The sequence below is a fragment of the Microcoleus sp. C2D2 genome (assembly GCF_036702495.1).
Classification (GTDB): Bacteria; Cyanobacteriota; Cyanobacteriia; order Cyanobacteriales; family Microcoleaceae; genus Microcoleus.
Genome location: NZ_JAUBTO010000045.1, coordinates 28,894 through 51,345, shown reverse-complemented (window position 1 = coordinate 51,345; position 22,452 = coordinate 28,894). Strand labels below are relative to the sequence as shown.

At 45.4% G+C, this 22,452-nt stretch carries 18 protein-coding genes, 1 tRNA gene and 2 pseudogenes; 5 read left to right on the top strand and 16 right to left on the bottom strand.

The annotated features are described in order from the left end of the window. The 4 genes and pseudogenes from QUB61_RS16520 to QUB61_RS16505 form a co-directional block, all read right to left on the bottom strand. A pseudogene (locus tag QUB61_RS16520) lies at positions 1-132 on the bottom strand (Mo-dependent nitrogenase C-terminal domain-containing protein); the annotation flags it as partial. A gap of 120 nt (positions 133-252) precedes the next feature. Then, on the bottom strand, positions 253-1,089 hold the full coding sequence (locus QUB61_RS16515) for an SGNH/GDSL hydrolase family protein (RefSeq protein ID WP_333136812.1): 837 nt from the start codon (positions 1,087-1,089) through the stop codon (positions 253-255). 1,039 nt (positions 1,090-2,128) lie between these two features. Further along, positions 2,129-2,341, bottom strand: a pseudogene (locus tag QUB61_RS16510) (ISKra4 family transposase); the annotation flags it as partial. Between the two features lie 76 nt (positions 2,342-2,417). After that, complete coding sequence (locus QUB61_RS16505) at positions 2,418-2,795, bottom strand: Mo-dependent nitrogenase C-terminal domain-containing protein (protein ID WP_333131727.1); 378 nt, start codon at positions 2,793-2,795, stop codon at positions 2,418-2,420. Positions 2,796-3,266: 471 nt separating this feature from the next. Here QUB61_RS16505 and QUB61_RS16500 point away from each other — a divergent pair, with 471 nt between their 5' ends. After that, positions 3,267-3,857 carry a rhomboid family intramembrane serine protease gene (locus QUB61_RS16500; RefSeq protein ID WP_333131729.1) on the top strand — a complete coding sequence of 197 codons (591 nt, stop codon included), beginning with the start codon at positions 3,267-3,269 and terminating at the stop codon, positions 3,855-3,857. 272 nt (positions 3,858-4,129) lie between these two features. Here the strand turns inward: QUB61_RS16500 and QUB61_RS16495 are convergent, their stop codons facing one another. Further along, entirely contained in the window at positions 4,130-7,018 is a 2,889-nt protein-coding gene (locus QUB61_RS16495) for a PAS domain S-box protein (protein WP_333131731.1), read from the bottom strand. A 693-nt stretch (positions 7,019-7,711) separates the two neighbouring features. On the opposite strand from QUB61_RS16495, the gene QUB61_RS16490 reads away from it, so the two are divergent. Further along, a complete protein-coding gene (locus QUB61_RS16490; protein WP_333131733.1) occupies positions 7,712-8,095 on the top strand; it encodes a hypothetical protein in 384 nt (127 codons plus the stop codon). Between the two features lie 234 nt (positions 8,096-8,329). Next, positions 8,330-8,575 carry a DUF2949 domain-containing protein gene (locus QUB61_RS16485; protein ID WP_333131735.1) on the top strand — a complete coding sequence of 82 codons (246 nt, stop codon included), beginning with the start codon at positions 8,330-8,332 and terminating at the stop codon, positions 8,573-8,575. 2,079 nt (positions 8,576-10,654) lie between these two features. Here QUB61_RS16485 and QUB61_RS16480 read toward each other — a convergent pair. The 11 genes from QUB61_RS16480 to QUB61_RS39925 form a co-directional block, all read right to left on the bottom strand. Next, positions 10,655-10,728: transfer RNA gene (locus QUB61_RS16480), tRNA-Met, on the bottom strand. 117 nt (positions 10,729-10,845) lie between these two features. Beyond that, complete coding sequence (locus QUB61_RS16475) at positions 10,846-11,799, bottom strand: asparaginase (protein ID WP_333131737.1); 954 nt, start codon at positions 11,797-11,799, stop codon at positions 10,846-10,848. A gap of 183 nt (positions 11,800-11,982) precedes the next feature. Continuing rightward, positions 11,983-12,492, bottom strand: coding sequence for a CGLD27 family protein (locus QUB61_RS16470; RefSeq protein WP_333131739.1), 510 nt, complete (start codon positions 12,490-12,492; stop codon positions 11,983-11,985). 2 nt (positions 12,493-12,494) lie between these two features. Then, positions 12,495-12,914, bottom strand: a complete 420-nt coding sequence (gene rsfS / locus QUB61_RS16465) for a ribosome silencing factor (protein WP_333131742.1) — start codon at positions 12,912-12,914, stop codon at positions 12,495-12,497. 138 nt (positions 12,915-13,052) lie between these two features. Further along, the gene (yqeK, locus tag QUB61_RS16460; RefSeq protein WP_333131744.1) at positions 13,053-13,688 is read right to left on the bottom strand and encodes a bis(5'-nucleosyl)-tetraphosphatase (symmetrical) YqeK; all 636 of its coding nucleotides are present in this window, start codon (positions 13,686-13,688) and stop codon (positions 13,053-13,055) included. 705 nt (positions 13,689-14,393) lie between these two features. Continuing rightward, on the bottom strand, positions 14,394-15,662 hold the full coding sequence (locus QUB61_RS16455) for a WcaI family glycosyltransferase (RefSeq protein WP_333131745.1): 1,269 nt from the start codon (positions 15,660-15,662) through the stop codon (positions 14,394-14,396). 162 nt (positions 15,663-15,824) lie between these two features. After that, positions 15,825-16,268, bottom strand: coding sequence for an ATP-binding protein (locus QUB61_RS16450; RefSeq protein ID WP_333131747.1), 444 nt, complete (start codon positions 16,266-16,268; stop codon positions 15,825-15,827). Between the two features lie 947 nt (positions 16,269-17,215). After that, the gene (locus QUB61_RS16445) at positions 17,216-18,214 is read right to left on the bottom strand and encodes an exopolysaccharide biosynthesis polyprenyl glycosylphosphotransferase (protein WP_333131749.1); all 999 of its coding nucleotides are present in this window, start codon (positions 18,212-18,214) and stop codon (positions 17,216-17,218) included. A gap of 400 nt (positions 18,215-18,614) precedes the next feature. Then, positions 18,615-19,283, bottom strand: a complete 669-nt coding sequence (locus QUB61_RS16440) for a DUF3318 domain-containing protein (RefSeq protein ID WP_333131751.1) — start codon at positions 19,281-19,283, stop codon at positions 18,615-18,617. 257 nt (positions 19,284-19,540) lie between these two features. Beyond that, entirely contained in the window at positions 19,541-20,263 is a 723-nt protein-coding gene (locus QUB61_RS16435) for a DUF2079 domain-containing protein (RefSeq protein ID WP_333190048.1), read from the bottom strand. Positions 20,264-20,606: 343 nt separating this feature from the next. Beyond that, on the bottom strand, positions 20,607-20,795 hold the full coding sequence (locus tag QUB61_RS39925; RefSeq protein ID WP_445300266.1) for a glycosyltransferase: 189 nt from the start codon (positions 20,793-20,795) through the stop codon (positions 20,607-20,609). A 668-nt stretch (positions 20,796-21,463) separates the two neighbouring features. Between QUB61_RS39925 and QUB61_RS16430 the strand changes: the two genes are divergently transcribed. Both QUB61_RS16430 and QUB61_RS16425 read left to right on the top strand, forming a co-directional pair. After that, positions 21,464-21,844, top strand: a complete 381-nt coding sequence (locus QUB61_RS16430) for a hypothetical protein (protein ID WP_333131754.1) — start codon at positions 21,464-21,466, stop codon at positions 21,842-21,844. A 161-nt stretch (positions 21,845-22,005) separates the two neighbouring features. Beyond that, a complete protein-coding gene (locus QUB61_RS16425) occupies positions 22,006-22,383 on the top strand; it encodes a polysaccharide deacetylase family protein (RefSeq protein WP_333131756.1) in 378 nt (125 codons plus the stop codon). The last annotated feature ends 69 nt before the right edge of the window (positions 22,384-22,452 follow it).

Below are 22,452 nucleotides of genomic sequence, written 5' to 3'. Positions count from 1 at the left end.
ACAATAGGTCGTCACATCCTCGCCACACTCGTCAGCCAAATAACACAAAGCACGAAAGCGCAGCCCAACCACTTGCTGGTAAAGCGGATTTAACTTGCACAGTGGCGGAATGGATAATAAGGTGCGATCGCCCACGAGGAAAATTTCTACAATATCAGATGAGTCAATATTGCTCTCATGCAAAAGATTATGTCAACCTCTACCACAAGGAAGCATCCCGGTATTGTGGCGCCCGTCGGGCCTTAAAATGGTTTAGCGAAGCATCCCCAATTCAGATTTAATCATCCCGCTTTCCTGCACAATCGCGGACGCTGCTTCCCCCAAAATTTTGTGTGCCGCCGTCGTCGGATGAATGCCGTCCCAAAACAAAAATCGATCGGGACTACCACAAACACCTCCACCCAATAAACACGCACTCATCACATTAGTCAAACCATATTTAGCCGGAGAAGCGATCGCGTCCCGATAAAGCGCATTAGCATCCAGAGTCGCAATCTTTAAGTCCGAATGCTGTTGACTTAATCCCTTAACCGTTCGCCTCAAACCCTGATTGTGTGCTTGCGTTAATGCAGTGAGACTTGCAGAATTAGCGCTTGTTCGCGTCGCCGGTAACTGCCCCAAATCTGGTAAATTTGCCAGCAGGATATTTTTGGCACCCACACCAGCAAGAGACGCCATCGCCCTCGCCACATTTTCAACGGGAATATTCGCATTATTTCCCCCCTGCAAATAGTCATTCGCCCCCGCCCACAGTACATACAGCGCATGAGGATTTGCCTGTTTTTGGGAGTTAGTCCATGACTCAACTTGAGCTAACAAGCCAGGGACAAGGCTATTGCGATCGCTTCGGGTTGTTGCACCTCCATAGGCAAAATTAGTGATTCGTTCAGGCGGTAACTTTAGGCGATCGGCAAGATACTCTACCCAAACCTTACCATTCGAGTAACGCCCTTGAAAGTAAGTCGAACGAGGCGGATATTGACCGCCGCTGGCTCGAAACACCATTCCCATATCCGAAAGACTGTCCCCAAATACATATAGTTCATTGACAGCCTCAGAACTTTGAGCTGATAGGATGACTGCAACCATAAAAGATAAAAGCGCAATAATTACTGCAAAAAAAGTTTTTTTCAACACTGGGTATTAGTTAGATGCTTGAAATATTTGATATTTTGTACCCGGTAATTACCGAGTTCCTGATTTTGAGATTTAGTGTGAGTTATATTCTTGAAATCGCTTAAGCTGTTGCAGCATTTAAATTGTATGTCAAAAAAAATCAAAGTCTTGTGGGGTGGGCGTCCCGCCCGCCCTGAATATACAATTTAGATGCGCGACAGCTTATCTATTAGCCCCAATTACTAATATATCAATTTGGTAAAAAATGTGGGGAGTAAAACTGAACTTTAATTGTGAGTTGCCTCACTCCACTGCTCAACCTACATAGATTGGTGATGTCCTTGACACTTTTCTAATGCTATCTAGCTCATACCGCTGTAGAGGGGAAAAAACCGTACATATTTGGGGAGATTACCCAATAAAGTTAGGCAAAAGGCGAACCTGCAGCATCCCGGTTTTGCGCTTTTGAGCATCAAAGGGATATTGAGCCGTTAACGTACACCGAAGCGATCGCATTTAATTAACATTTTTCATCAACCACAGCAATCCTGAAATTTTCAACCTTCTATCAATTTGTTTTACTGCCGACTCTACAGTTCCCGAACCTCCAAAGCAAACCTTTTGTGTTGACAACTGCTCTTCGTTAACAATCCGGAGGCGAAGCTTCACCACATAAGCATAAAAGTTCTGCGCTTGTTTTTGAGGGCAAGACTTAAATCAATTTATGGTTTCCTCGACTCGTCCTTGCGACAGAAGTTCCTTATCCCCTCAGACCAGACCCTTCAACGACCCATCCACCTTACATAGATTTTCAACCTTCGTGATACCAATCTAAAATTTCCCGCCCGGCCCCGTCAATCGATTTTAGATTTTAGATTTTAGATTTTAGATTGACCCCACGGATAAATGCGGGGGCTTGAGGATTTTCGATTTGCGATTTTGGATTGATTCCACGGATAAATCACGTGGCGGGTACCACCTTTGAAATTCGCTTGTCAAGATTCAACTGGATAATAATATTGCCAATGCCATCATCACCATCTCCCAAACAGGTTAGTAGCTCTGATAAAGGCTGACTGTTCACATAATTAATTAACGCTTGATTGTCAAGAAAAAATGCCGCGTAATAACTGCCGTGCAGCCGCACAGCCTTGCAGTCAAGCCAGTGACTGCCCTCTCCCTCTTCTTTTCAGAGACGGACTTTCCCCCCATCCACACTGGTTTCCTTACAAAACAAAAACCCTCCCCAACAAGGATAAGGGAGGGTGAAAAGACAGTGAGAAATTTAAGTTTTTGCAGAATTAACAATAGGTCGTCACATCCTCGCCACACTCGTCAGCCAAATAACACAAAGCACGAAAGCGCAGCCCAACCACTTGCTCGTAAAGCGGATTTAACTTGCACAGCGGCGGAATGTGAAATAAAGTGCGGTCGCCAATTTTGACTTCCCGCTCAAACGGACACTGGCTGGGAATAAATTTACACAGCAACCGAGCCAACTTTTGACTTTTAATTGCGGTGTTATCAAGCCATTGTTTTAGCGGATGCAAGGGGTCAAAGTGTGGCTTTTGACCGTAAGGTTGAGATTTTGTAGCGACACTAACTGCGGTTTCTTCTTTGCCCAACCATACCCAACTTGGTAGAGTTCGGTAGGAGACTGTATGGTCAAATACATTCATCTTGCTCTGTTCCTCTTTTATAACGAGGTGCCAAGAACTCTTTGTAGAGCTTGTGCGATCTTATCTACAATCAGTATCTACAGCATCTCGTTTGGCTTTACCGGATTGAACTTCTTAAATTAATGACTTTCTACGAGAAAATTAGTTCCTGATTTTTTTTAGGCCTGGTGTGCGATCTAAAAAGTGTCCTCATTTCAAGCCCAAGGATTGATTGCTCGGGTAAAAATTCTGCCTTCTAAGTTCTAGGTTCAACCATCGGTTGACTCTCCTTTTGTAGTTCATCTACAATTTTGACGCATCGAGGTGAATTATTCCATACGTGAAAATGCGGAACTTTTAATGAAAGTTATAATATTTCTAAATAAGCTCTGCTGCAAAAAACCCGGAAACCCGGCGCCCGCTATCTTTTCTCGCGATCGCGAGCGAAACTCCTACAATTAGAAATAATCGGTATCACCGCCCTCACCACCCATGAGCAACCCAGAAACCAAAACTATCACCCGCGAATTGCAAAGCCACGCCGCCATTCTCGGCGGCTTCGTCTCCCTCCTCTGGATTATCGAAATTGTCGATGTATTGCTGTTCGGAGGCAGGCTGAATGCCTACGGAGTCCGCCCCCGCAGCATCGACGGACTTGAAGGCATCTTGTTTATGCCTTTTCTGCACGGCAGTTTTGCTCACTTAGCTGCCAATACCTTCCCTTTTGTGACATTGGGTTGGTTGATTATGCTGCGAGAAATTAGCGACTTTTTTATCGTGAGTGCTGTCACTGTGCTAGTCAGCGGATTCGGAGTTTGGCTGACCGGCGCGCCTAATTCCGTTCACATTGGTGCTAGCGGATTAATCTTTGGTTACTTCGGCTTTTTACTGCTGCGGGGCTATTTTGAACGCAGCTTTACCTCTATTTTGTTATCTTTAATTGTCGGTTTCTTCTACGGCAGCTTAATTTGGGGAGTTTTGCCCTCGCAGCCGGGAGTTTCCTGGCAAGGGCATTTCTTTGGCTTTGTTGGCGGGGTATTAACAGCTCAACTTTTGGGGCGGCAGAAACGGCCAATTAACTAGAATAAGACTGAGGCTGCATCGTATCATCACCTTGGTTTCTTGCTCATAAATTATCTAAAAGCGCAGGTGTTTTGGCAAGAAACCAGATTTATTTTGTAATACAAGTTCTGAAAAGTAGGGCTAAATATAGATGGTACGCGAGCGTCTGTAGGGACACGGCATTGCAGTCTCCGGCTCCAGGAGCAGGGACTTTTGATAATTGGTATAATATTTGAGGATTGGAGCAGCGACTTTTTTTAATTGGTATAACAATTGCCTCCAGGAAAGTAGGACTAACTACTTACTAATAATTCAACGTGCGCCGGCAAGCACACAGTAAAAACCGAACCGCCACCTAACTCGCTTTGAACTTGCATATCGCCACCCATCATCACGCAAAAGTGACGGCTAATAGTCAATCCCAAACCCGTGCCGCCGTACTTGCGCGTAGTTGAGGCGTCGCCCTGCATAAACGCTTGAAATAAATGCTGCAATTGTTCGGGGGGAATCCCAATGCCCGTATCAGCTACGCGAAAAATTATTAAGTCGGAAGGTTCTGCTATTTCTTGAGTTGTTAAGCTGTCATGTTTAACTCTTTCAATGCAGAGGGTAATAGTGCCACGTTCGGTAAATTTGGCTGCATTGCTCAGCAGGTTGAGCAATATTTGACGAGTTTTGGTAAGGTCAGCATACATCATTCCCAAGTTGCTAGCACAATAAACTTCAAACTTATTAGAAGTTTTATCTACCAAGGGTTTGACAGTAGAAGCTACCTCGTCAATTAAATTAACCGGGTTGAAAGTTTCCAAATAAAGTTCCATCCGCCCCGCTTCAATCTTAGAAATATCTAGAATGTCGCTAATTAAAGAAAGCAAGTGTTTCCCAGCAGTTTGAATTTTGTGCAAGTCGGGGATAAAATCTACGCAGCCTAAATCCTCGGCGTCTTCTTTGAGCATATCGCTGTAACCAATAATCGCGTTGAGAGGAGTTCGCAATTCGTGGCTCATATTAGCTAAAAAAGCGCTTTTGGCTTGGTTTGCAGCTTGAGCGGTTTGAGCGACTTTTTGGAATTCTTCTGCTAATTTGCGCTGGGTAATATCTTCAGCAATACCGACGATGCGGTAAATTTCCCCTGTTTTGCTGCGAACTGGAAAAGCCCGATCGCGCACCCAGCAAACTGAACCGTCCGATCGCACTACCCGATACTCCTCATCATAATCGCCCCGCACCTGTTTCTCAAAAGCAGCCTTGACGCGATCGAGATCTTCCGGGTGAATAGCATCCCAAAAAGCTTCCGGTTCTGAGTGCAAACTCTGACAGCTCAAATTCCATATTTTCTCGCAAGCAGGGCTCACATAAACTAGCTGCTTTTGATTGGGTTCTCTAATCCAAAATACCTCATGAATATTTTCTGCCAACTGGCGAAACCGCTCCTCGCTAGCCCGCAACTTCTCCACAGCACTGTGAAATTCAGTCACATCCTGAATCAGCGAAGCCACCCCCACGATCCTGCCATCAGCATCAACCAAAGTCGTATTGTACCACTCGCACAGAATAATTTTACCGTCCTTTCTGATGTTCTTGTGAAGGCTGGTAACTCCTCCTTTATTAGTGAGCAAAGTTATAGATAGTTGCCTGACATACTCCTTAGCATCTTCAGGAACTATTAGATCGACTCCGTGGCGTCCCATTGCTTCCAAGCGCTTGTATCCAAAAATTCTTTCCGCTGACAAATTCCATTCCGCTACTTCAAATTTGAGATTCCATTCAATGGCTCCCAAAGGAGTTTGGTGAAGGTGGAGAGCCAGTTTTTGCTGCGAGTTTTTCAGAGAAATAATTAATTGATTTTTGTCGGCGAACGCAGATTGCACCCGATCTTCGAGAGTAGTAAACGACTCTTCCAATTGACCGGCCATCCTATTAAAAGAGCGAGCCAGGACACCCACCTCATCCTCCCGCTCTAGAGACGCCATCAAGCCGGGATCTACCGCCATCCCGTCCCATTCTCCCCGCGAAAAAGCATCCGCAGCCAGGCTCAGACGCCGAATCGGTACCACAATCCACCTAGAAGTCAGAGCGCCAACCGCCGTTGCCAGCACCAAAGCACCCAGACACATCACCACAGTATACTGAGTATTGGCATTAATCCTTTCCATAAAATCCGCTTCAGGAACCGTCACCACAATCAACCAGTCGAGGCCGCTGCTGTCTGAGAGCGGCGTCACCTGTAGAAATTGCCGTTGACCGTCGATAGTAAAATCTAACTGGCGAGAACTGTCAATTTTGCCCAAATCCCCGAAGCGTTCTCTCAAATAGCGGGCACTCGATCGAATCAGAACATTCTTGCTGCTCGTTGCCACAATCCGTTTCGGAACGCCGTTGCTAACAATAAATGGTGGTTCAGGAGTAGAATTTGCCACTAATTGCCCCGACCTTTCTACAATAAAAGTCTGTCCTGATTTGCCAATTTTTAGACTTTCCAAGAATTGATTAATCTTGGAAATTCTCAAGTCAGAACCCAGGATTCCAATCAGTTTGCCATCCTCGGCATAAACTGGTTGAGCCGCCGTAATTGCTAGTTTGGGAGCGTCAAAATAACTATAAATTTTACTCCAAGTCGGTTTGCCTGCCCGCACCGGAGCTATGTACCAAGGCCGGAGGCGGGGGTCGTAGTTGAGAGTAGTTTTTAATAGCTTGGTTGGTTCCCCGAACTCAGACGGCGCGTAGCTGTGCAAGTTATAGCCAGTAGATTGATTGGAAATCTGAACTTGCAACTTGCCGTCGTCGAGACGTTCAACTCCAATAAAATCTTTTTGTTCGGAGGCGAATTGAATGTCGCTAACTTTATCAAAGGTTTTGATTTGTTGGGAGAAGTAGCGTTGCAAATTATCAGCATCCTGGACGTTCAAAATGCCGAGACGGATGGCATCGAGATTGAGCTGATTGATTTGGTGAGGTGTTTTGATATAAGCATAAATATGTTGCTGGATACGCGATGTGACTTCTGCGCGCAGTTGTGTGGCAACATCGTTGACGGCTATCCGCCCGTTGCGCAGCGACAGCCACCCCGTCAACCCTACAGCAGCGAAAGTCTGGATGGCAAAAGGCACCACAAGGACGATGCGAATTGGCACTTTGCCCGACATTTTTAAAATCTGGTCGGTCAGATATTTGATTGGCATGGTAAAGCAGAACTATTATGATCCCACAACATTTCCGTAAAGTGCAACCTGATAAGCGCAGATTTTGAAGTTGAGATCGTTTTAGTACGCAAAGTGCTGTTAATAACTCAGAATCTGCAGCTGGCAACTGAATTTTTAACGACTTCTACCGACATTTTAGCGCGATCGTCCGCTTTGAGAGCAGGGGCGATCGAGATGAAGCTGTATCAATCCTGGACTCACTCTACACGCTCATACTATTAGATTAAAGAATTAAAGAATTGGGAAAGACTGATTCTGTAAGGGTTTAGAACTTGCCGGCTGTTGCATTCTTTTTTTAAACTGGTATCTGAAACCGAGTTTTTTTAGGGTTTCGGCGGGCTGCAACGATGTATTTTCGTGAAAAAAAAAAAACGATGGATGCCCAGGCGGATAGCCAGCAGTGCATCCAGCACTAACTATTTTTCCACTCCTGACGCGGGCTAATCAAACAAACAAACCGAGTTTTGGGTTGACTCATTCCTGAAATGACGTATTTTGGCGTTTCAACCCGGTTGCTGCGTCAGTTCTATTTTTCCTATAACGCTATCCAAAGTTATAAGTTTTCACAGCAACTTTAATGGGTATCTGCACAAGCAGCTACTTTTGATAGAGTGCAACTTAATTCCGGCTGGGTACAATAAGCGTAGTAGGATGCAACTAGCGGAGGCATTGATGATGAACGCAGTTATTGCTACTCTTGGCACTGCTCTTGGAGTGAGCTCAATTTTTATCGGTTTCACGCCCGCGGTTCTCGCCCAACAAAGACTGCAACCAGCGCCCCAAAATTCGGAAACGACTTTATCCGGCGACTCCCTCAGGACTGTGGAGGACAGAACCGTAGACTCGGACTACCAAAACTTGATTGGTGAACGAGAAACGGCGGCTAATTCTGCTAGAAGGGAAAGCAGCTTGGGCGACACTTTTCGCCTCAAAATCGATGGCCCATTGGAATTTATTACTACTCCTTCGGACGCCCAGCGCCAAGGAAATCCTTTACCTCCAAAACAAACCGACAGCGGCACAGAAGCGGGAGTTCAGCTTCAGCTAGGACTTTAGCAATTTTAAATGAATTTATTTGAAGCAAGGGAGCGATCGCGGAACCTAATTTTTGAGAGTCGGAACTCTTGTGACTGCGATCGCCTTTTTTTATACGTTTTATCACAAGTTGTGTGCGATTTCCATCACACCACATCGCCGATTCTCAACAGAGAATTAGGACTATTAAACTTCTGATTAATTGCGATCGGCTACATATCTTTACAATAGCGCATAAAACTGGCGGTGAAGGTGATGGGAAAGGCTCAACTGCTCGATTATTTACGGGGGGACTTGGCGATATCGAATTCTGCGATCGCCGTTGCTCTCCGACACGGTGAACAAGATGCCAGCCAACTGCCTATGGTTCTGTGGCAGTACGGGTTAGTTACACTCGAACAGTTAAACCTAATTTTTGATTGGATGGAAGCTCAGCCGACTGAGCAATTTAAAATTTTCACCGATAAAAGGTCGCAAGGATGCCCAACACCGTACCAGTAGGTCTGAATGTGTTCCTATTGCGACGAATAAACAAATTGATCGTGAGCGAATTCTCTATTAGTAGGACTAAGACCAAAAAAACCTAGTTTCTCCGAAAAATCATAGATTTCTCCGAGAGATGCTCCCCGCAGAAACCAGGTTTTTGACCCCGCGTGCGTAAGTCCTCATTATATTAAATAAAATTACCAACTATAAGGGATTAACTTTTATGAAAGCAGCATCATAAGTATCTATTTCTTTGGCAATAGCTATTTACTCAAATGAAACCTTTGAAGCTGATGATGAAAGGCTAAACTATGAATCCTATAAAGAGCTAAGCCTTATTGGTGGTGAATGTAGGGAATCTAGCTTTCTTAAAAAAGGTGAAGTAAGAAGTCCCCACTTTTCCCATTTCAGAGATATCGGTAAAAATTGTCACTGGAGAAAAGGGAGCGATAGCAGTACATAAGATACTGATTCAGAGAATAGAAAACAAAGCTTAGGAAAGTTCCAGACTAAATTTAAAGGGATTGTTGAACGGGGGATAATTCAATATCAACAAATTTCATACTCCCCGATTCGCAATCAAATAGCTAACGGTAAAATCTTAGTGGCTCAATATAAAATTGAGAGCGAGGTGTGGCTAAGGTGGTTTAATAAAAACAGAGACCAAATTGAAAATATTGCTCAAAAATTTTAGCGAAACAATAAGTTTGTATCTGATGCAAATCCTATAGTTATTTTAAATTTCCTTGATTACTTGTGTGTTGCTGCTAGTAAATATAATTTGAGGCTCTCCTTTACCATGTAGTTTTTATGTTGGATAAAGAGATAGGAGTTAATAAAGATTTAGAGGAAGTTTGCTCTAACGTCGTTGAATTAATGAATTATGGTGATTGAGAAAAAGAATATAAACGAGCAAAAACAGTAGGAGAGACCAAAGTAAAATCCGCTCAACCTACTACTAGATTTTACTCTCTCACCTTCAAGGAAAGCTACCTACAAGCATTACGCCAGGAAGCAACAATAGAGGTTTCATCTTCTCAGAATGCCTGCCAAAAACTACAAGCAGGAGTTCCTCGCAGTGAAATTCAATAATAATGTAGATGCGTTTTCTATCTTAAACAAGTATCCCAGACGTATTATTAGTGTAGAAATTTACCCTACAATGGGTCTAACACACATTAATCTGGTGAATAATTCCACAAGCTGCCAGAAGTTCTATAACTTGTTCAAAAATTGGGTCAAGCTACCGAAAGCTTTATTGATTTAGAATCTGGTAGCCAACTCTCTGTACAAAAAGCTTCCCCAGTACCTTTAACAGAGGAGTTGTGGCTAAACTCCTTTAAGACTCTGTTATAACTGCATAAAACTCTGAGAGACTCCCCATCTGAAAAGTGGAAATCAAACTCTCTAGCCACACTCCCTGAACTAGCAGAGAAACTAGATTTAGAGCCTAATAAGTTAGTTGATCTTTGGCAAAGTGTCATCCCTACGGTAGGCTAAAAAACAACTATAAGGAGTAAAACAGGTATGTACCCTAATAGATACAAAACTAGCTCTAAACCCCTATCTAACTCAGCTTTACTTGAGCATTTTTAGAGACTACTGAGCTAGGAGATTACATCTAAAACTTAATATAGGAAAGTCTAGGGAAAAAATTAAAAGCTCTAGTAGAGAGTATAGAGGAGAATGATAGATGGTTGATGAGAGACTAACCGCCCTTCTCTAGGTGGTATATTTCCATTATATAGTTATGGAAATTTCCATTTACTTCTCTATTTTGAGCTATAAAGACTTTTAACGTAGTTGGGGTTATAATAACCTTAAGCTAGTAGACTAGCCTTAAAGCTCGATTTAGAGGCTATACAAAACATAAGCCAACTTAGGGAGAGATTCAGAATGTATCAGAATCTCAGCTTATTGGTGAGATGATCGGTGCTGATCTAATTTAACAGGTAGGTTTAACCCCTATTTCATTGTAGATTAGAGAGAAAACTGAGAGAAAGTAGGTAGGCAAAGAAACCAGCTAGTAGTGGTTTCATCAAACAAAACCCCTATAACCTTTTGGATTACAGGGGCTTGTCTTATTTAAGTTGCTAGCGGGAAGTGGATTTGAACCACTGACCTTCGGGTTATGAGCCCGACGAGCTACCAGGCTGCTCTATCCCGCGTCGCTTTGTCTCTTTTCTAATATAAACACCTTTTTCTCAAAATTGCAACCCCTAAATCAAAAAAACTTTTTAGATTGTGGGAGGGGTTGCTGAAATCGGCTCAGAGTGTCGTGAGTCCTAAAGCATGGAAACTTCGCCAACTACCTCCAAGCGCTTGAAGTCGCTGAGAGTAAGGTAAGTCTCCGAAAGAGTTTCGGCGATAGTCGGAGTAATCCACCCCAACTGCTTGAGCAAGTGAATCGCCACAGCAAATTGAGCGCGCTTTCCCCCATCCGTCACCTTAATTGCCAAGCCCATGCCTTCGCCAACGCGGCCAATGCACTGCACGCCTTCGGCGCCGGACTTGCTCACCAATTCCCCTTGAGTCAAGCGCATCAGTTCCGTATCAAATTTACCCTCACCGGCAACCATCATCGGGTGGTGAGTCATAGCGCGGACAATCCGCTCCATATCAACATTGTGGCCGGAGGCTAACTGAGCGTACAAAGACGCCATTTGCCCCAACTGCAACAGATAGGTAGGAGCGCCGCAGTCGTCGCGAGCGCTGATAAACTCTTCGGCAGGCATTGCCAGCAAGTCAGCCACTTTGCCCAAAATAAGCTGCTGGACGGGATGTTTGCGGCGCAAATAAGTTTCCAGAGGCCAGTGCAGTTGCTGACAGACAGCGAGCATTCCGGCGTGTTTGCCGGAGCAGTTGTATTGCAGGGCGCTCTTTTTGCCTTCGGGAATGGGGCATTGAAGTTTAGAGGGGTCAATGTCGCAGCGCCACAGGACGTTAAATACCTGGCGCGATTGCTCGATCGTACCTTGATGGGAACTGCAAATAATCGCTAAATCTCGATCGGTCAATTCGTAGCGTTCTAAAGTGCCAGTCCCCGTCACCGCCAAAGCTTGAAAAGGCTTGAGTGAAGAACGGACAAATGAGGCCGTTTCCGAGTTACCAGCAACGGACAGAACGCGCCCGCGGTTGTCGCAGACAGCGGCCTGGGCGCGGTGCTTCGATTCCACAATACCTTCGCGCAGCAGTGTGACTTCCAGTTCGGGAGCTTGGGTTCGTTTTCCCCTTGTCATATCAATTTTAGATTTTAGATTTTAGATTTTAGATTGAGGCCGGTGGAAGTTTTGAGTTGCCAGCTGCCAGTTACGAGTTATAAAGTTAATCTTTCTGCGATCGTTTCTGACTCATGCACGGGAGTGTGCACTTGTTGGCCCTGCGCGGCAATCTCACAACTCAAAACTTCTGAACCGAACCGATTACAAACAACTCCAAGTTAGTCCCCCGACCACCAGCAATACTGTCAAACCATAAAATGTCTGCCGCAGACGCCTGAGAATTGGTTCTAGTTGGTAGTTAACAATCAACTGGTCTTGAAGCAAAACTTCCGGAGTTTTAGGCCAAGATTGACAATCGTACCAGCCAGACTCTTCGTAGACGACCGTGGGATTTGAAAGGCGCGATCGCACGTAGAACCAACCCAAGTAGAGTCGCAGCAAAGCTAATCCTAGAATAAAACTGGCACCTGCGGCACCGCTGAGGACAAACTGAGCTGGATACTTGACAGGAGCAAAGCTAGAAGCAGCTATGGGCCCAGATACTAAGCAACTCCAAGCCCACACCCAAGCTAGTTTTGCCAGGTATCCGGGCCAATTGAGTGTTACCCAGCTAAAAAACCAGGATTCTTTAAGTTCTTGGTATTCATTGATCGGTCGCTGTTCTTGCGGAACCGGACAAATAGAAACAGAAGCGTCTTTCACATTAGCCATCCTCAGGGCGCGGGGGAAAAGTCAATGCGTTCGGCGTGTCCCCAGAACGCTTCTAAATTGTAGAATTCGCGCTCTTGAGGCTTCAAAATGTGAACGATCGCGTCGCCGTAGTCCATGACGACCCAACTAGCGTCTGATAGCCCTTGTGTACGCAGCGGCAAGCGTTGCCACTCTTCTTCCACTTGGTCTGCTATCGCTTGGGAGATGGCTCGTACCTGCACGTTGGAAAATCCGGTGACGATCGCAAAGTAGTCTGCCAAATAGGATACTTCGGCCACCCGGAGCAATACAATATCTACTGCTTTGCGGTCCTCGGCTGCTTGGGCAACGGTCACGATCAGGCCGCGGGCTTCGTCTGGGGAGGTGCCGTCCGTTGCTGTAGACTGGGCCCTGGAGTATTCGAGTTGGGTTAGATCTGACATTAAGTGTTTAAGTTCCTAATTGATACGGTAAGGAAGAATGGGTGCGCTACAAGCGATCGGTTGTTGGCAGTTTGAGACGGGAAATAGGAGTTAGGTTGAAGCTAAAAGTAAGGACAGGATTGCTGATAAATTTTACTTTTAACTTGTGATTTGTTCGATCGACTTCTGGGTCGAATTTCCTGTTTCCGGCGATCGAGCCATAAGCAGCGCCCAATTGCGGGTAAGTACGGTGCGGGGGTGGATGTAGCAGCGAGTTTCTAGCAAATATTTAAGAGAATAATCGCTAGTTTGCCACACGGCTGCATAAAGATTTTGCAAGCTTGCCTCGCGCAGTGCTTCTAGTTGGGCTGTGTTGCCGCGGCTCGGCTCTATGGTATCTGCTATGAATACGGTACAACTGAGCTGGCTCATGTTTGGTCTGCCGAGGGTGTGATTGGCGATGGCGTCCAAAATTTCTCGATCGACCACCCCGAATTCGTCTCTGGCGACGATCGCGCTCGCGTCTGCGTGCAGCAAATGCGGGTGTGCTTCCAACACTGAGTCTAACTCTAAACCTTCCTTCTGGGCCATGAACAGCAGCAGTTGAGGTTTGAAGTATTTTGCCAAATCGTGCAACAAACCGGCCGATCGGGCTTTTGCTTCGTCGAGCCCGTAATGGCGAGCCAAGTCACCTGCTACTTGTTCGACTCCGAGGATGTGTTTGATTCGAGCAGCAGGAACTCTGTCACAGAGCCAAGCTAGAATGGTTTCGCGCTGGGGCGGTGCAAGTGCCAAGTATTAACTCCGAAATTGTATAGTGTCTTTTATTTTAGCGTTTTCTTCTCATAATCTGGCTTATATCCCAGTCTCGAGCCCCCTCGCATCCCCCAAAACATCCGGGGACGAAATAATTCTCTTGTCCCCCCCTTATTAAGGGGGGCTAGGGGGGATCTCCGGGGAAACAAAACACGCCGCGAGTCTATCTTTTGGCGACCTTTTATTTTTTGGAGATGTCGGATAGATTTGCTGTTTTTTGTAATTATTTCATTTGTTCTATAGCGGTTCTTGGGTATATTATGTAGACAATTCAACTTAACAAGTTTGGCAACACAGGGTTTCGGCGTACTCCATATTTCTGAGAAAGGCTATACTTTTAGTCAGTGCCATCAAAGGTTTTTTTATAGTTGCTCCTGTTCTCGCTTCGATGGTAATTTTGATTCCCATTTTGTTGAAAAGGGAATTTCCGCTAAAAACCTTAATCGAAATGGCTGTTATTGGCCGTCAAAAATGTTTTTCAGTTATCGCTATTTTACTTTTAATTAGTGCAGTAATGGCTGTCTGGATGGCTGCGGAGACAGTTCCGGTTCTGGTATATAGGAGAATTAAATCGATCGACCCTCAGTATTTCATTTTTTGGGCGTTTATCTTAACGAGCGTTATTTCTGTACTGATCGGGACATCTTTTGGCACTGTAAGCACGCGCGGTTTCAAGCGCTTATCTTATTTTGGCAGCGGTGTCAAAATTTTCTCAGCATGACTCGCTGCAACCGCCGCAAATAAAGCTTCATAATGATTCAAAGCTTCCTCAAATCCGTAATTCTGCACAGCATAATTTCTGCCTTGCTCGCCCAACGCATCCACCTTAGCAGGGTGCAAGTACAAATCCTCAACAGCATCAGCCAAAGCCTGCGAATCTTCAGGCTCTACCACCACCCCGCCACCGCTTTGCTGTACTGCTTTCTGGGCTGTACCCGTTTCTGGAACCGAAGCCAAAATTGCCCGACCGCTGGCTAGAATCACTTGAATTTTTGAAGGCATATTAAAGTTAGTAACGCGGCGCTTTTGTACGACTAAACTAACATCAGCAGCAGCTAACAATTCGGGCAATTTTTCTCGCGGTTCAAATGGTAGCAGCATTACATTATTAGCTTTGTAAGTTTCGCAATCTTGTTGCAAGCGCGCCAGTGCTGTTGATTCCCCCACAATTACAAAAGCGATTTCGGGTATGTGTTTCAAACAAGCCGCTGCTTGGACAACTGTTTGCAAGCCTTGAGTGAGGGCAATATTGCCAGCATAGAGAACGACAAATTTGCCCTTGAGTTTGTGAGTTTCTCGAAATGAGTTATTTTCCTTGGGTAAGGGGCGAATGAAATTGACATCAACCCAATTGGGAACGCAAACTATTTTTTCCTGGGGTACTCCCTGAGAGTGCAATTTTTCGAGAAAACCGCTGTCGATGACGCTGACTTGGCTGGCTGTGCTGTAGGCAAATTTTTCTAAGGCGTCAGCAATCCGAATTAGCACTCCGTTTTTTTTGACCAAGCCGACGCGCACGGCTGCTTCTGAGACGATATCCTGAACGTTGAGGACGATCGGGCAAGCGCGAATCCAGGCGTAAAAGGCGACTGGGACGCAAATCGGTAAAGGGGGCATTGTCGAGAAAATCACGTCGGGACGCCAGCCTCTGAAGGCTTGGACGGCGCTAGAGGCGACAAAACTACCGTCTAGCAAAAGTCGGTCTAGCAGGCTGGGGTGGGGGCCGTTGACGCGCAGATAGCTGCGCTGAATTGTGACGCCCTTGTGTTCTTCGGTGAAATATAATTTGCCCTCATATTGCGGATAAATCCGGCGCTGGGGATAGTTGGGCATTCCTGTGACTACTCGGACTTGGTGGCCGCGCTTGACTAGGCCTTGGGCTAGTTCTGTCATTAGGGGGGCAATGCCGATCGGCTCTGGATAGTAGTTATAGGAATAAATTAGAATACGCATAATATTTATGAAGCAAATAGTCCTGCCGCCGCCTGCGTCGAGCCTGCACCCCTGGAATTGCAAGAGGATGTGGTTGGGTTCCCGGTAGCACAACAGGGGGCGACGTTGGGACCTTCCACTCCTTGCCAAAGAAGCCGCCCGGACCGGGCGGGTATCGCGCCCTCAGGTAATGTTTTTGCGCATTACCAGGCAGTTGCGGAGATCGTCGGTACGGATATACCGAAGGTCGTCTGTGAGCTTGTACATGAACACCAGTCCCCTTCCTCCTACTTGGTTCGAGGGATCGAGCTTCTCTTGCATGATCGAGTGCAGCTTTGCTTCTAATTTGAAGGGTTGACCCCTGTCCCAAATCCTAATTTCTAAGTAATCGGCAAACACTTTTACCTCAAGGTCTATCAGCGTGGCCGGGGGCAAGTTCTGGTGAGCGTGGCGGACAACGTTTGTAAAGCCTTCGGCGATGATCAGCCTGCACTGCCACGGCCACTGGAAATCCGCTGGCAGTCCGGGCAAAACGATATTATCCCACCATTCCAAAACGGATGTTAAAGCCTTCATGTCTGTTTCAACCTGAAGGTGCCACTCGGCCTTTGGTTGCTCGTCTTTCATCTTTCTTCCCCCTGGTAGGCCCCCACCACCGCTGTACTCAGCCCCGGAGGGAGAGAAAAAGGAGGGCAAGGTCTTGGCAACATATTAGTTAAGTCAAGCTTGAGTTGAAGAAGCCCGTTTTGCCTCAAGGTGAGCATTCCTTTCGCACCATTTACTCGCAGAGCAAATGAGAGACTTCCGATACTGTAACTCGCCTCGGTAGGGCGTTTAATTGACACTCTCCGACCTCAAGGAACGGAGATTCTTAAGAAACTACCAAAAGGTAATTCAAAAAGGCGGTGTCAAGACGCCTCCTTACGTTCAAAACAACTACCTTTCGGTGCTGTAATTACACTTACTTTTGGTTTATGCTTTCGTTCGCAATGCGTCAACACTAGCCAGTTCGGTACGCTCATCATCCTGCCTTTACTTACCTGTACCAAGCGTCTTACTCAGCGGTGTTGGCAGTGTCTTACTCGTCAGGATTTCACCGTTACTCTTGATGATTCATCGCGTAGTTGATACGCCTAGTTGTTGGACACACTAACTATGACATAGATCGCTCGAAGCGATCCGTGCTGCTACTGCGTTTCATCAAGAGCTTAAAAGACCGGGGTTTGCGCGTGACGCGCTACGCGTGAAAATTCCCGAGTCAGCTTGCGAGGCAGTGATTTGAGCTTGGACCATGTTAGCAGTCGGTACTTTTCTAAACACAGGTGAGTTCTTCTCGTCCTCGAAAATCATGCTGGATCCTTCGAGTACGACCTCGAACTGGCAAATTGCTAATTATTAATGGTCTGATTGCAGAGTTAACAACTAGCTGCGCATTTTTTCCTGTGTGAATTTTAACACTTAATGCTAACGTAGGTATCGCTACCGATCGCCTGCTTGAGTAAGTATCGAGTTCGAGTTCCCGCCGCCCGTCGGCAACATCACCTGAAAATTCAGCGGTGGGTTGTTGAGGGATTCTACACAGCGCCGCTATTTTTGTTAAACAGGACTGTTACGGTTTTAACAATTAGTTTCAAGTCATACATCAGGCTCCAATTTTGTTGGTATTTTAAATCTAAACTGATGACATCTTCAAAATCCCGGACTTGAGACCGACCGTTGACTTGCCATTCGCCGGTCATCCCAGGCTTGACATCCAAACGCTGCCACTGAGGGACTTCGTAGCGCTCAACTTCGTCTGGGGTAGGCGGTCTGGTGCCGACTAGACTCATTTCGCCTTTGAGCACGTTCCAAAACTGCGGCAGTTCGTCGAGACTGGTTTTGCGCAAGATGCGCCCGACTTTCGTAATCCGCGGGTCGTTGTCATTTTTGAAAAATGCGCCAGAAGCTTGGTTTTTGATTTGGGCTTTCATGGCTTCGGCGTTGGTACACATCGATCGAAATTTCCAAATCCGAAATTGTCTGCCCATCCAGCCACAGCGGGTTTGACCGAAAAATATCGGGCCTGGATCGTTGATAGTGATTGCAGCAGCTATGGGTACGAGCAAAATTCCTGTAATCATCAAACCGACTATTGCCCCAACGATGTCTATGAGCCGCTTCACCCACGATTGCACTGAGGGGTGGGTCATCGGTAGCTCAGTATCCGATCGTAGGGTCTCTGTGGGAGTTGAGGTGGCCGTTGGCTCCTCGATCGTCAGCACTTGATCTAGGCTGGTGAGAGCAAATACTGCCATCACCTGCGGCTTGAGGCTTCGGAGCACTAAGTCGCTATCCCGCTGTTTGGCCAATTTCAGATTGCTGACTAAAGCACCTATCCCGCTACTGTCGATGAATGTCGTCTGACTGAAGTCTAGGACGATTTTGCTGGGAACGGTGCTCCCGGAGAAAAGTTCCTGGCAGGTTGTCTTGAAGTTTACGGCTTCAAGTACGCTCAAGCGCACGGGTATGTGAACTGAGGGAATCTCGTCCAAGTACGTAACCCGAAAATCTGCCTCTGGGGTTTGGCTGACCATGAAGTCCTGGTTTCAAATTTCAAGCTGATATCTTTAGCCTATTGTGTCTTAGCAGCTCCACCTTTACCAAATATTATGGTTAACAAAAGGCTAGCTTTATAAAAACTTTATAAAGCTAGCCTGAAAACTCGCCCGCCGAGCGCGATCTCAAAGGCAAGGGTAGACTTGAGTTTACCAGTCCCAGTTTTGACCCAAAGATTTTTAAACGCAGCCGCGGCCAAACTTTCACTACATCGGCCTCAAGATTTTTGTGGAGGGGGGCCGATTAATCTTGTCGTTAATAATTCGATTGCCCCTCTTTGGGCGGATAGTCACCGCAGTTAACAGTTAACAGCTAACACAGAAGTCAACAGTCAACCGTTAACTGGAAAACCCCCGTACCAAGCGTCGGGGGATGAGGTTAAGAATTGTAGACGTTTTCTGACTGGGAGGTTTCGCGGGTGATGGGTTTGACTTTGGCTTTGGCTTTGGCTGCGTTGCGTTTGAGGGCCTGGAGACGAGCTTCGTATTTAGCCCGCTGCTGTTTTTTCGAGGTTTGCTCGATTAAGGTTTTTAAGGCGCTGCCGAGACTTTTGTAGGCGTTTGGGAGAGTGTAGCCGAAGCGGGTGGCTAGGGCGAGGGCTTTTTCGTCGGCGTCTATTGCTTCTTTTAAACTTTTCTCTCCGTTGTTTTTTTGGTAAAGTCTCCAGCCGGAGACGCCGCACAGGGATAGGGCCAGTAACAGCAGCAAGCCGTCTTGCACCCAAAGTTCGCCGACGGCGCCGCCTAAACCAATGGCGAGGGCTGCCATTTCCCAACCGTCTCTGGCGATGGTGTCGTTTTGGATTCTAGCGACTTCGTGCCAAAATAGGAGGTTGCGCTGATCCATTGCTAGCTGTTCCCAGCGGATCAGGTCTATTTGGATTTCTACCTGGTCTTTGCCTATTTCTTCGCTGCGGATCAGGGTAGGATTAACTTCTATTGTTTTTTCTACTGTTACCCAACTTTGGAGTTCTGGGGGCAGTATGTTTTTCAAGCGCCGGATCTCACTCATCTCGGCTCTTGCTGTAGAGGTTGCATAGGATGTCATAGCTCCGGCCTATTGATTTTCCAAAGGTTAATATGTGTCTATTTCTGGAGTATAGCAAACCTTTAATCAAAATCTCGAAGAGCAACGGGGGTCGATCGACCAATACTTGCAATTTTACTTGATTTTAGTCTCTGGGGGCGATCGCAACTGCCTGCTAGATCGTGGACTTTCGAGTATTTCATCAACGGTTCGATTTCTTGCCGCAATTTCGACCAAGCCGACAAAACTTCCGGCTTAGAAGGTATACCTTTTTGAATTCAAACAACTCCGTCCAATACTTCGGCAATTCCGTACAAACCTCGCCGTAGAGCTTCATCGGTAAAACGCACTCCCCCCCGAACTCTACCTCTGTCAACGGGAACTTTTAAATTGTTTTGCTGCAACTGCCACAAATCTAACAGCGCATAATCGACATCGGCTACTTTTCCCTCTTCGTCTCTCATCTGCATCACTTCTAAACCGATGATGTTCAGGCGGCCCGAAAGGTGGGAAACTATATAACCGCTGGTGGAAACGCTAGCATCTTGGAGAATCAAATTTAAGACTTTTTTTACATGAGCTGCGTGTCCGAGTAGAGCGGGCAAAGATTGATAAACCCAAGGTTGAAAAGAATCAGGAGAAATAAAATACAAAGCTCGACCTGGATGGGAAGTGTAGGTAAGTATTATCGACAAACCGATACAGCCAATCCAGAAGCGGTGGAGCCTAGGTTTAAATTTGTCTTGATGCTGCGACCACCAGAGTATTGTACCGTAAAATAAGCCCGGAATTACAGCGAAGGTGTAGCGAGTATTGATGGAAGTAGCGGCTTGATTAAAAACTTGTAGCAGCAGAACCAATAAAGCGAAAACAGTCATTATCCAGGCGCTAGGAGCGAGCGCAGGTACAAATGCTAGTGGCAACCAATGACCTAAAAGATATAAAATTCGCCTACTTGCATCTTTAAAAAATACTTCAATTATGAGCTGAGGTTGACTGATTATCGCCTAAAGCAGTTATAGTGTTTACGGCTTCAAATTGAAATAAGCAGATCGGCATTTTTAGGGAATCTTTAAATATATTGACTTGATAATTTTTGTAGAGGTGTTGCTGGGAAACTTGGGCGGAAAATTCACCAATTGTATATCCCTTTTTTTAACCTTTATGCATCAAATAAAAAGCCGATAATTGTTTGTATTTTAAATATTTGTTGGGCTGTATTTTGTTAAATCCTTTGAGTCCGGCTTGCATATCTCTATATGGTAGATTGAGAATTTTTCCAGAAATGAAGTTAAATATTTTGCAGGATATTTTTCTGAGAAAGGTAAGATTTCGGAAGTTTCCTCAAGCGAGGTTTCTGCAACCAATTACGACATCAAATTGTTTTAATTTATCGACTAAGAGTTCGAGGTGTTCGAGGGAGTAAGCTAAGTCGCCATCCATCAATAAAATGCACTCGGCGTCTACACATTCGCTGCCTTTTTTGACGGCATATCCTTTGCCTTGACGGTGGCTGTAAGAAATTAGTTTGATGTGATGTGTGGGGAAAGTATTGAGTTAGTTTTCGATAATTGGCAGTGTATTATCGGTCGGGCTGTCATTAACACTGATAAAATTGTAAGCATGATTTTTTTGAAAAAATTTCAAATTATGTCACAGGTTTGGTCTATGCAATTTGCTTCGTTGTAAACAGGCAGAATTACCGCTATCTTCATCATGGTTGTTGGATATGCCTTTAGGTCAAATATGGTACCACCTCGGGAGGTAAATCACAAGTAAAAAAATTACAGAGAAAATTTCTGGCGGGGAGAGGTATTGTTCACTGCTGCTGAGAAAATTGACTTCAACTTCGCCTTGAAAGTGCAAAGACGAAGTTGGACTTTTTGCAACCTTTGAACAGGGGGCAGTTTAGGGGTTGGAGGGTGCGGTCGCAATTGCTGCTGTCGATCGCCCATACTGGCTAATCTATCTCAAATGATGATTTTTGAGCAAGCGGACGATCGCCAATCCTCTAGCACGGCTTCTGTCCTGTGAACGGGGGTTGCGGGATAAGTGCGATCGAGAAAATTTGATCGTGCTGGAGTTGAGCCAGCTTATCTTTACGCAAAACGCGGGCGATCGACAATCTAGATGATTCCAGCAGCCAGAAAAACCCTCTTACTCCCACCCGAACCTTTTACCTCATGAGCTTGTAATTGTCAATGGTAAATTATTTAGTTAACAAATTGCCCGAGTATTTTCAACCGCGTATTACCCTCCGAAAAAAACGCATTATTAGCTTTTTACTAGCATTCATCCTAACTTCCATCACTTATCAAGTAATCTTAGAAATCATCACAGTACAAATTCCGATTTTCGGCTTTCACGATATTGTTGACCTTCAGAATCCCCAGGAAATACCGCCGCAGCGTCGAGAATTTCCCGGCGACTACAGCCAGCAAAATTTGGAACCTTTTTTAGATTATTTAGTTAGCCATAACTATTGGTTTTTGTCATCCCAAGATCTTTACGAGTATTTCATAGCAAATCCCCAAAAGCTGGTGCCGAGTGCGCGATCGCCCAAAAGTCATGATTACTTTTGACGAGGGAAATAAAAGCATTTATACGCACTTACTGTCGATTTTAGAAACACTCGAAAATAAATACCGAAAAAAACCAAAGTAGTTGTATTTATCAACTCCGGCTTCTTCGGCCATCATGACTCCTCATAAAAAAGGTAACTTGTCAAGACTTGAGAGACGGAATGCAAAAAGGTTTTTATGATATTCAATCCCACGGGCTGAATCACCAAAATTTAACAAAAATGTCTCTGACAGAATTAGACCGAGAATTATCTGAAGATCAAATTAGGCTGAGGAAATGCACCCAAGATTTAGACCAAAATCGAACAGTCGCCTCACATATAGCCTACCCGTTTGGCGCTGTCAACAAACAAGTTGATAAATACGTTGCCAAATATTTCTCATCAGGATACTTGTACGACACTTCAAAACTAAAAATGTGGTTTTTTTCACCCAATAAATACCGAATTTCGAGGTTGACAGTCAATAAAAAATACTCCGCAAAAAGACTCAGCAACCTAGCTTCAGGAAGCTGGCTGCACAAATTTATTGGCAAATAAGCCGGAGATATTCTATTATTTTTGAACAAAAAGGATGTGTAGTAATATCCTGTGCCGTAAATTAACCGT

Bases quoted from the DNA above. Each gene is read 5' to 3' on its own strand.
- QUB61_RS16515 (WP_333136812.1), bottom strand. From the start codon at position 1,089: ATGGTTGCAGTCATCCTATCAGCTCAAAGTTCTGAGGCTGTCAATGAA.
- QUB61_RS16505 (WP_333131727.1), bottom strand. From the start codon at position 2,795: ATGAATGTATTTGACCATACAGTCTCCTACCGAACTCTACCAAGTTGG.
- QUB61_RS16500 (WP_333131729.1), top strand. From the start codon at position 3,267: ATGAGCAACCCAGAAACCAAAACTATCACCCGCGAATTGCAAAGCCAC.
- QUB61_RS16495 (WP_333131731.1), bottom strand. From the start codon at position 7,018: ATGCCAATCAAATATCTGACCGACCAGATTTTAAAAATGTCGGGCAAA.
- QUB61_RS16490 (WP_333131733.1), top strand. From the start codon at position 7,712: ATGATGAACGCAGTTATTGCTACTCTTGGCACTGCTCTTGGAGTGAGC.
- QUB61_RS16485 (WP_333131735.1), top strand. From the start codon at position 8,330: ATGGGAAAGGCTCAACTGCTCGATTATTTACGGGGGGACTTGGCGATA.
- QUB61_RS16475 (WP_333131737.1), bottom strand. From the start codon at position 11,799: ATGACAAGGGGAAAACGAACCCAAGCTCCCGAACTGGAAGTCACACTG.
- QUB61_RS16470 (WP_333131739.1), bottom strand. From the start codon at position 12,492: ATGGCTAATGTGAAAGACGCTTCTGTTTCTATTTGTCCGGTTCCGCAA.
- rsfS (WP_333131742.1), bottom strand. From the start codon at position 12,914: ATGTCAGATCTAACCCAACTCGAATACTCCAGGGCCCAGTCTACAGCA.
- QUB61_RS16455 (WP_333131745.1), bottom strand. From the start codon at position 15,662: ATGCGTATTCTAATTTATTCCTATAACTACTATCCAGAGCCGATCGGC.
- QUB61_RS16450 (WP_333131747.1), bottom strand. From the start codon at position 16,268: ATGAAAGACGAGCAACCAAAGGCCGAGTGGCACCTTCAGGTTGAAACA.
- QUB61_RS16445 (WP_333131749.1), bottom strand. From the start codon at position 18,214: ATGGTCAGCCAAACCCCAGAGGCAGATTTTCGGGTTACGTACTTGGAC.
- QUB61_RS16440 (WP_333131751.1), bottom strand. From the start codon at position 19,283: ATGACATCCTATGCAACCTCTACAGCAAGAGCCGAGATGAGTGAGATC.
- QUB61_RS16430 (WP_333131754.1), top strand. From the start codon at position 21,464: ATGGTAAATTATTTAGTTAACAAATTGCCCGAGTATTTTCAACCGCGT.
- QUB61_RS16425 (WP_333131756.1), top strand. From the start codon at position 22,006: ATGCAAAAAGGTTTTTATGATATTCAATCCCACGGGCTGAATCACCAA.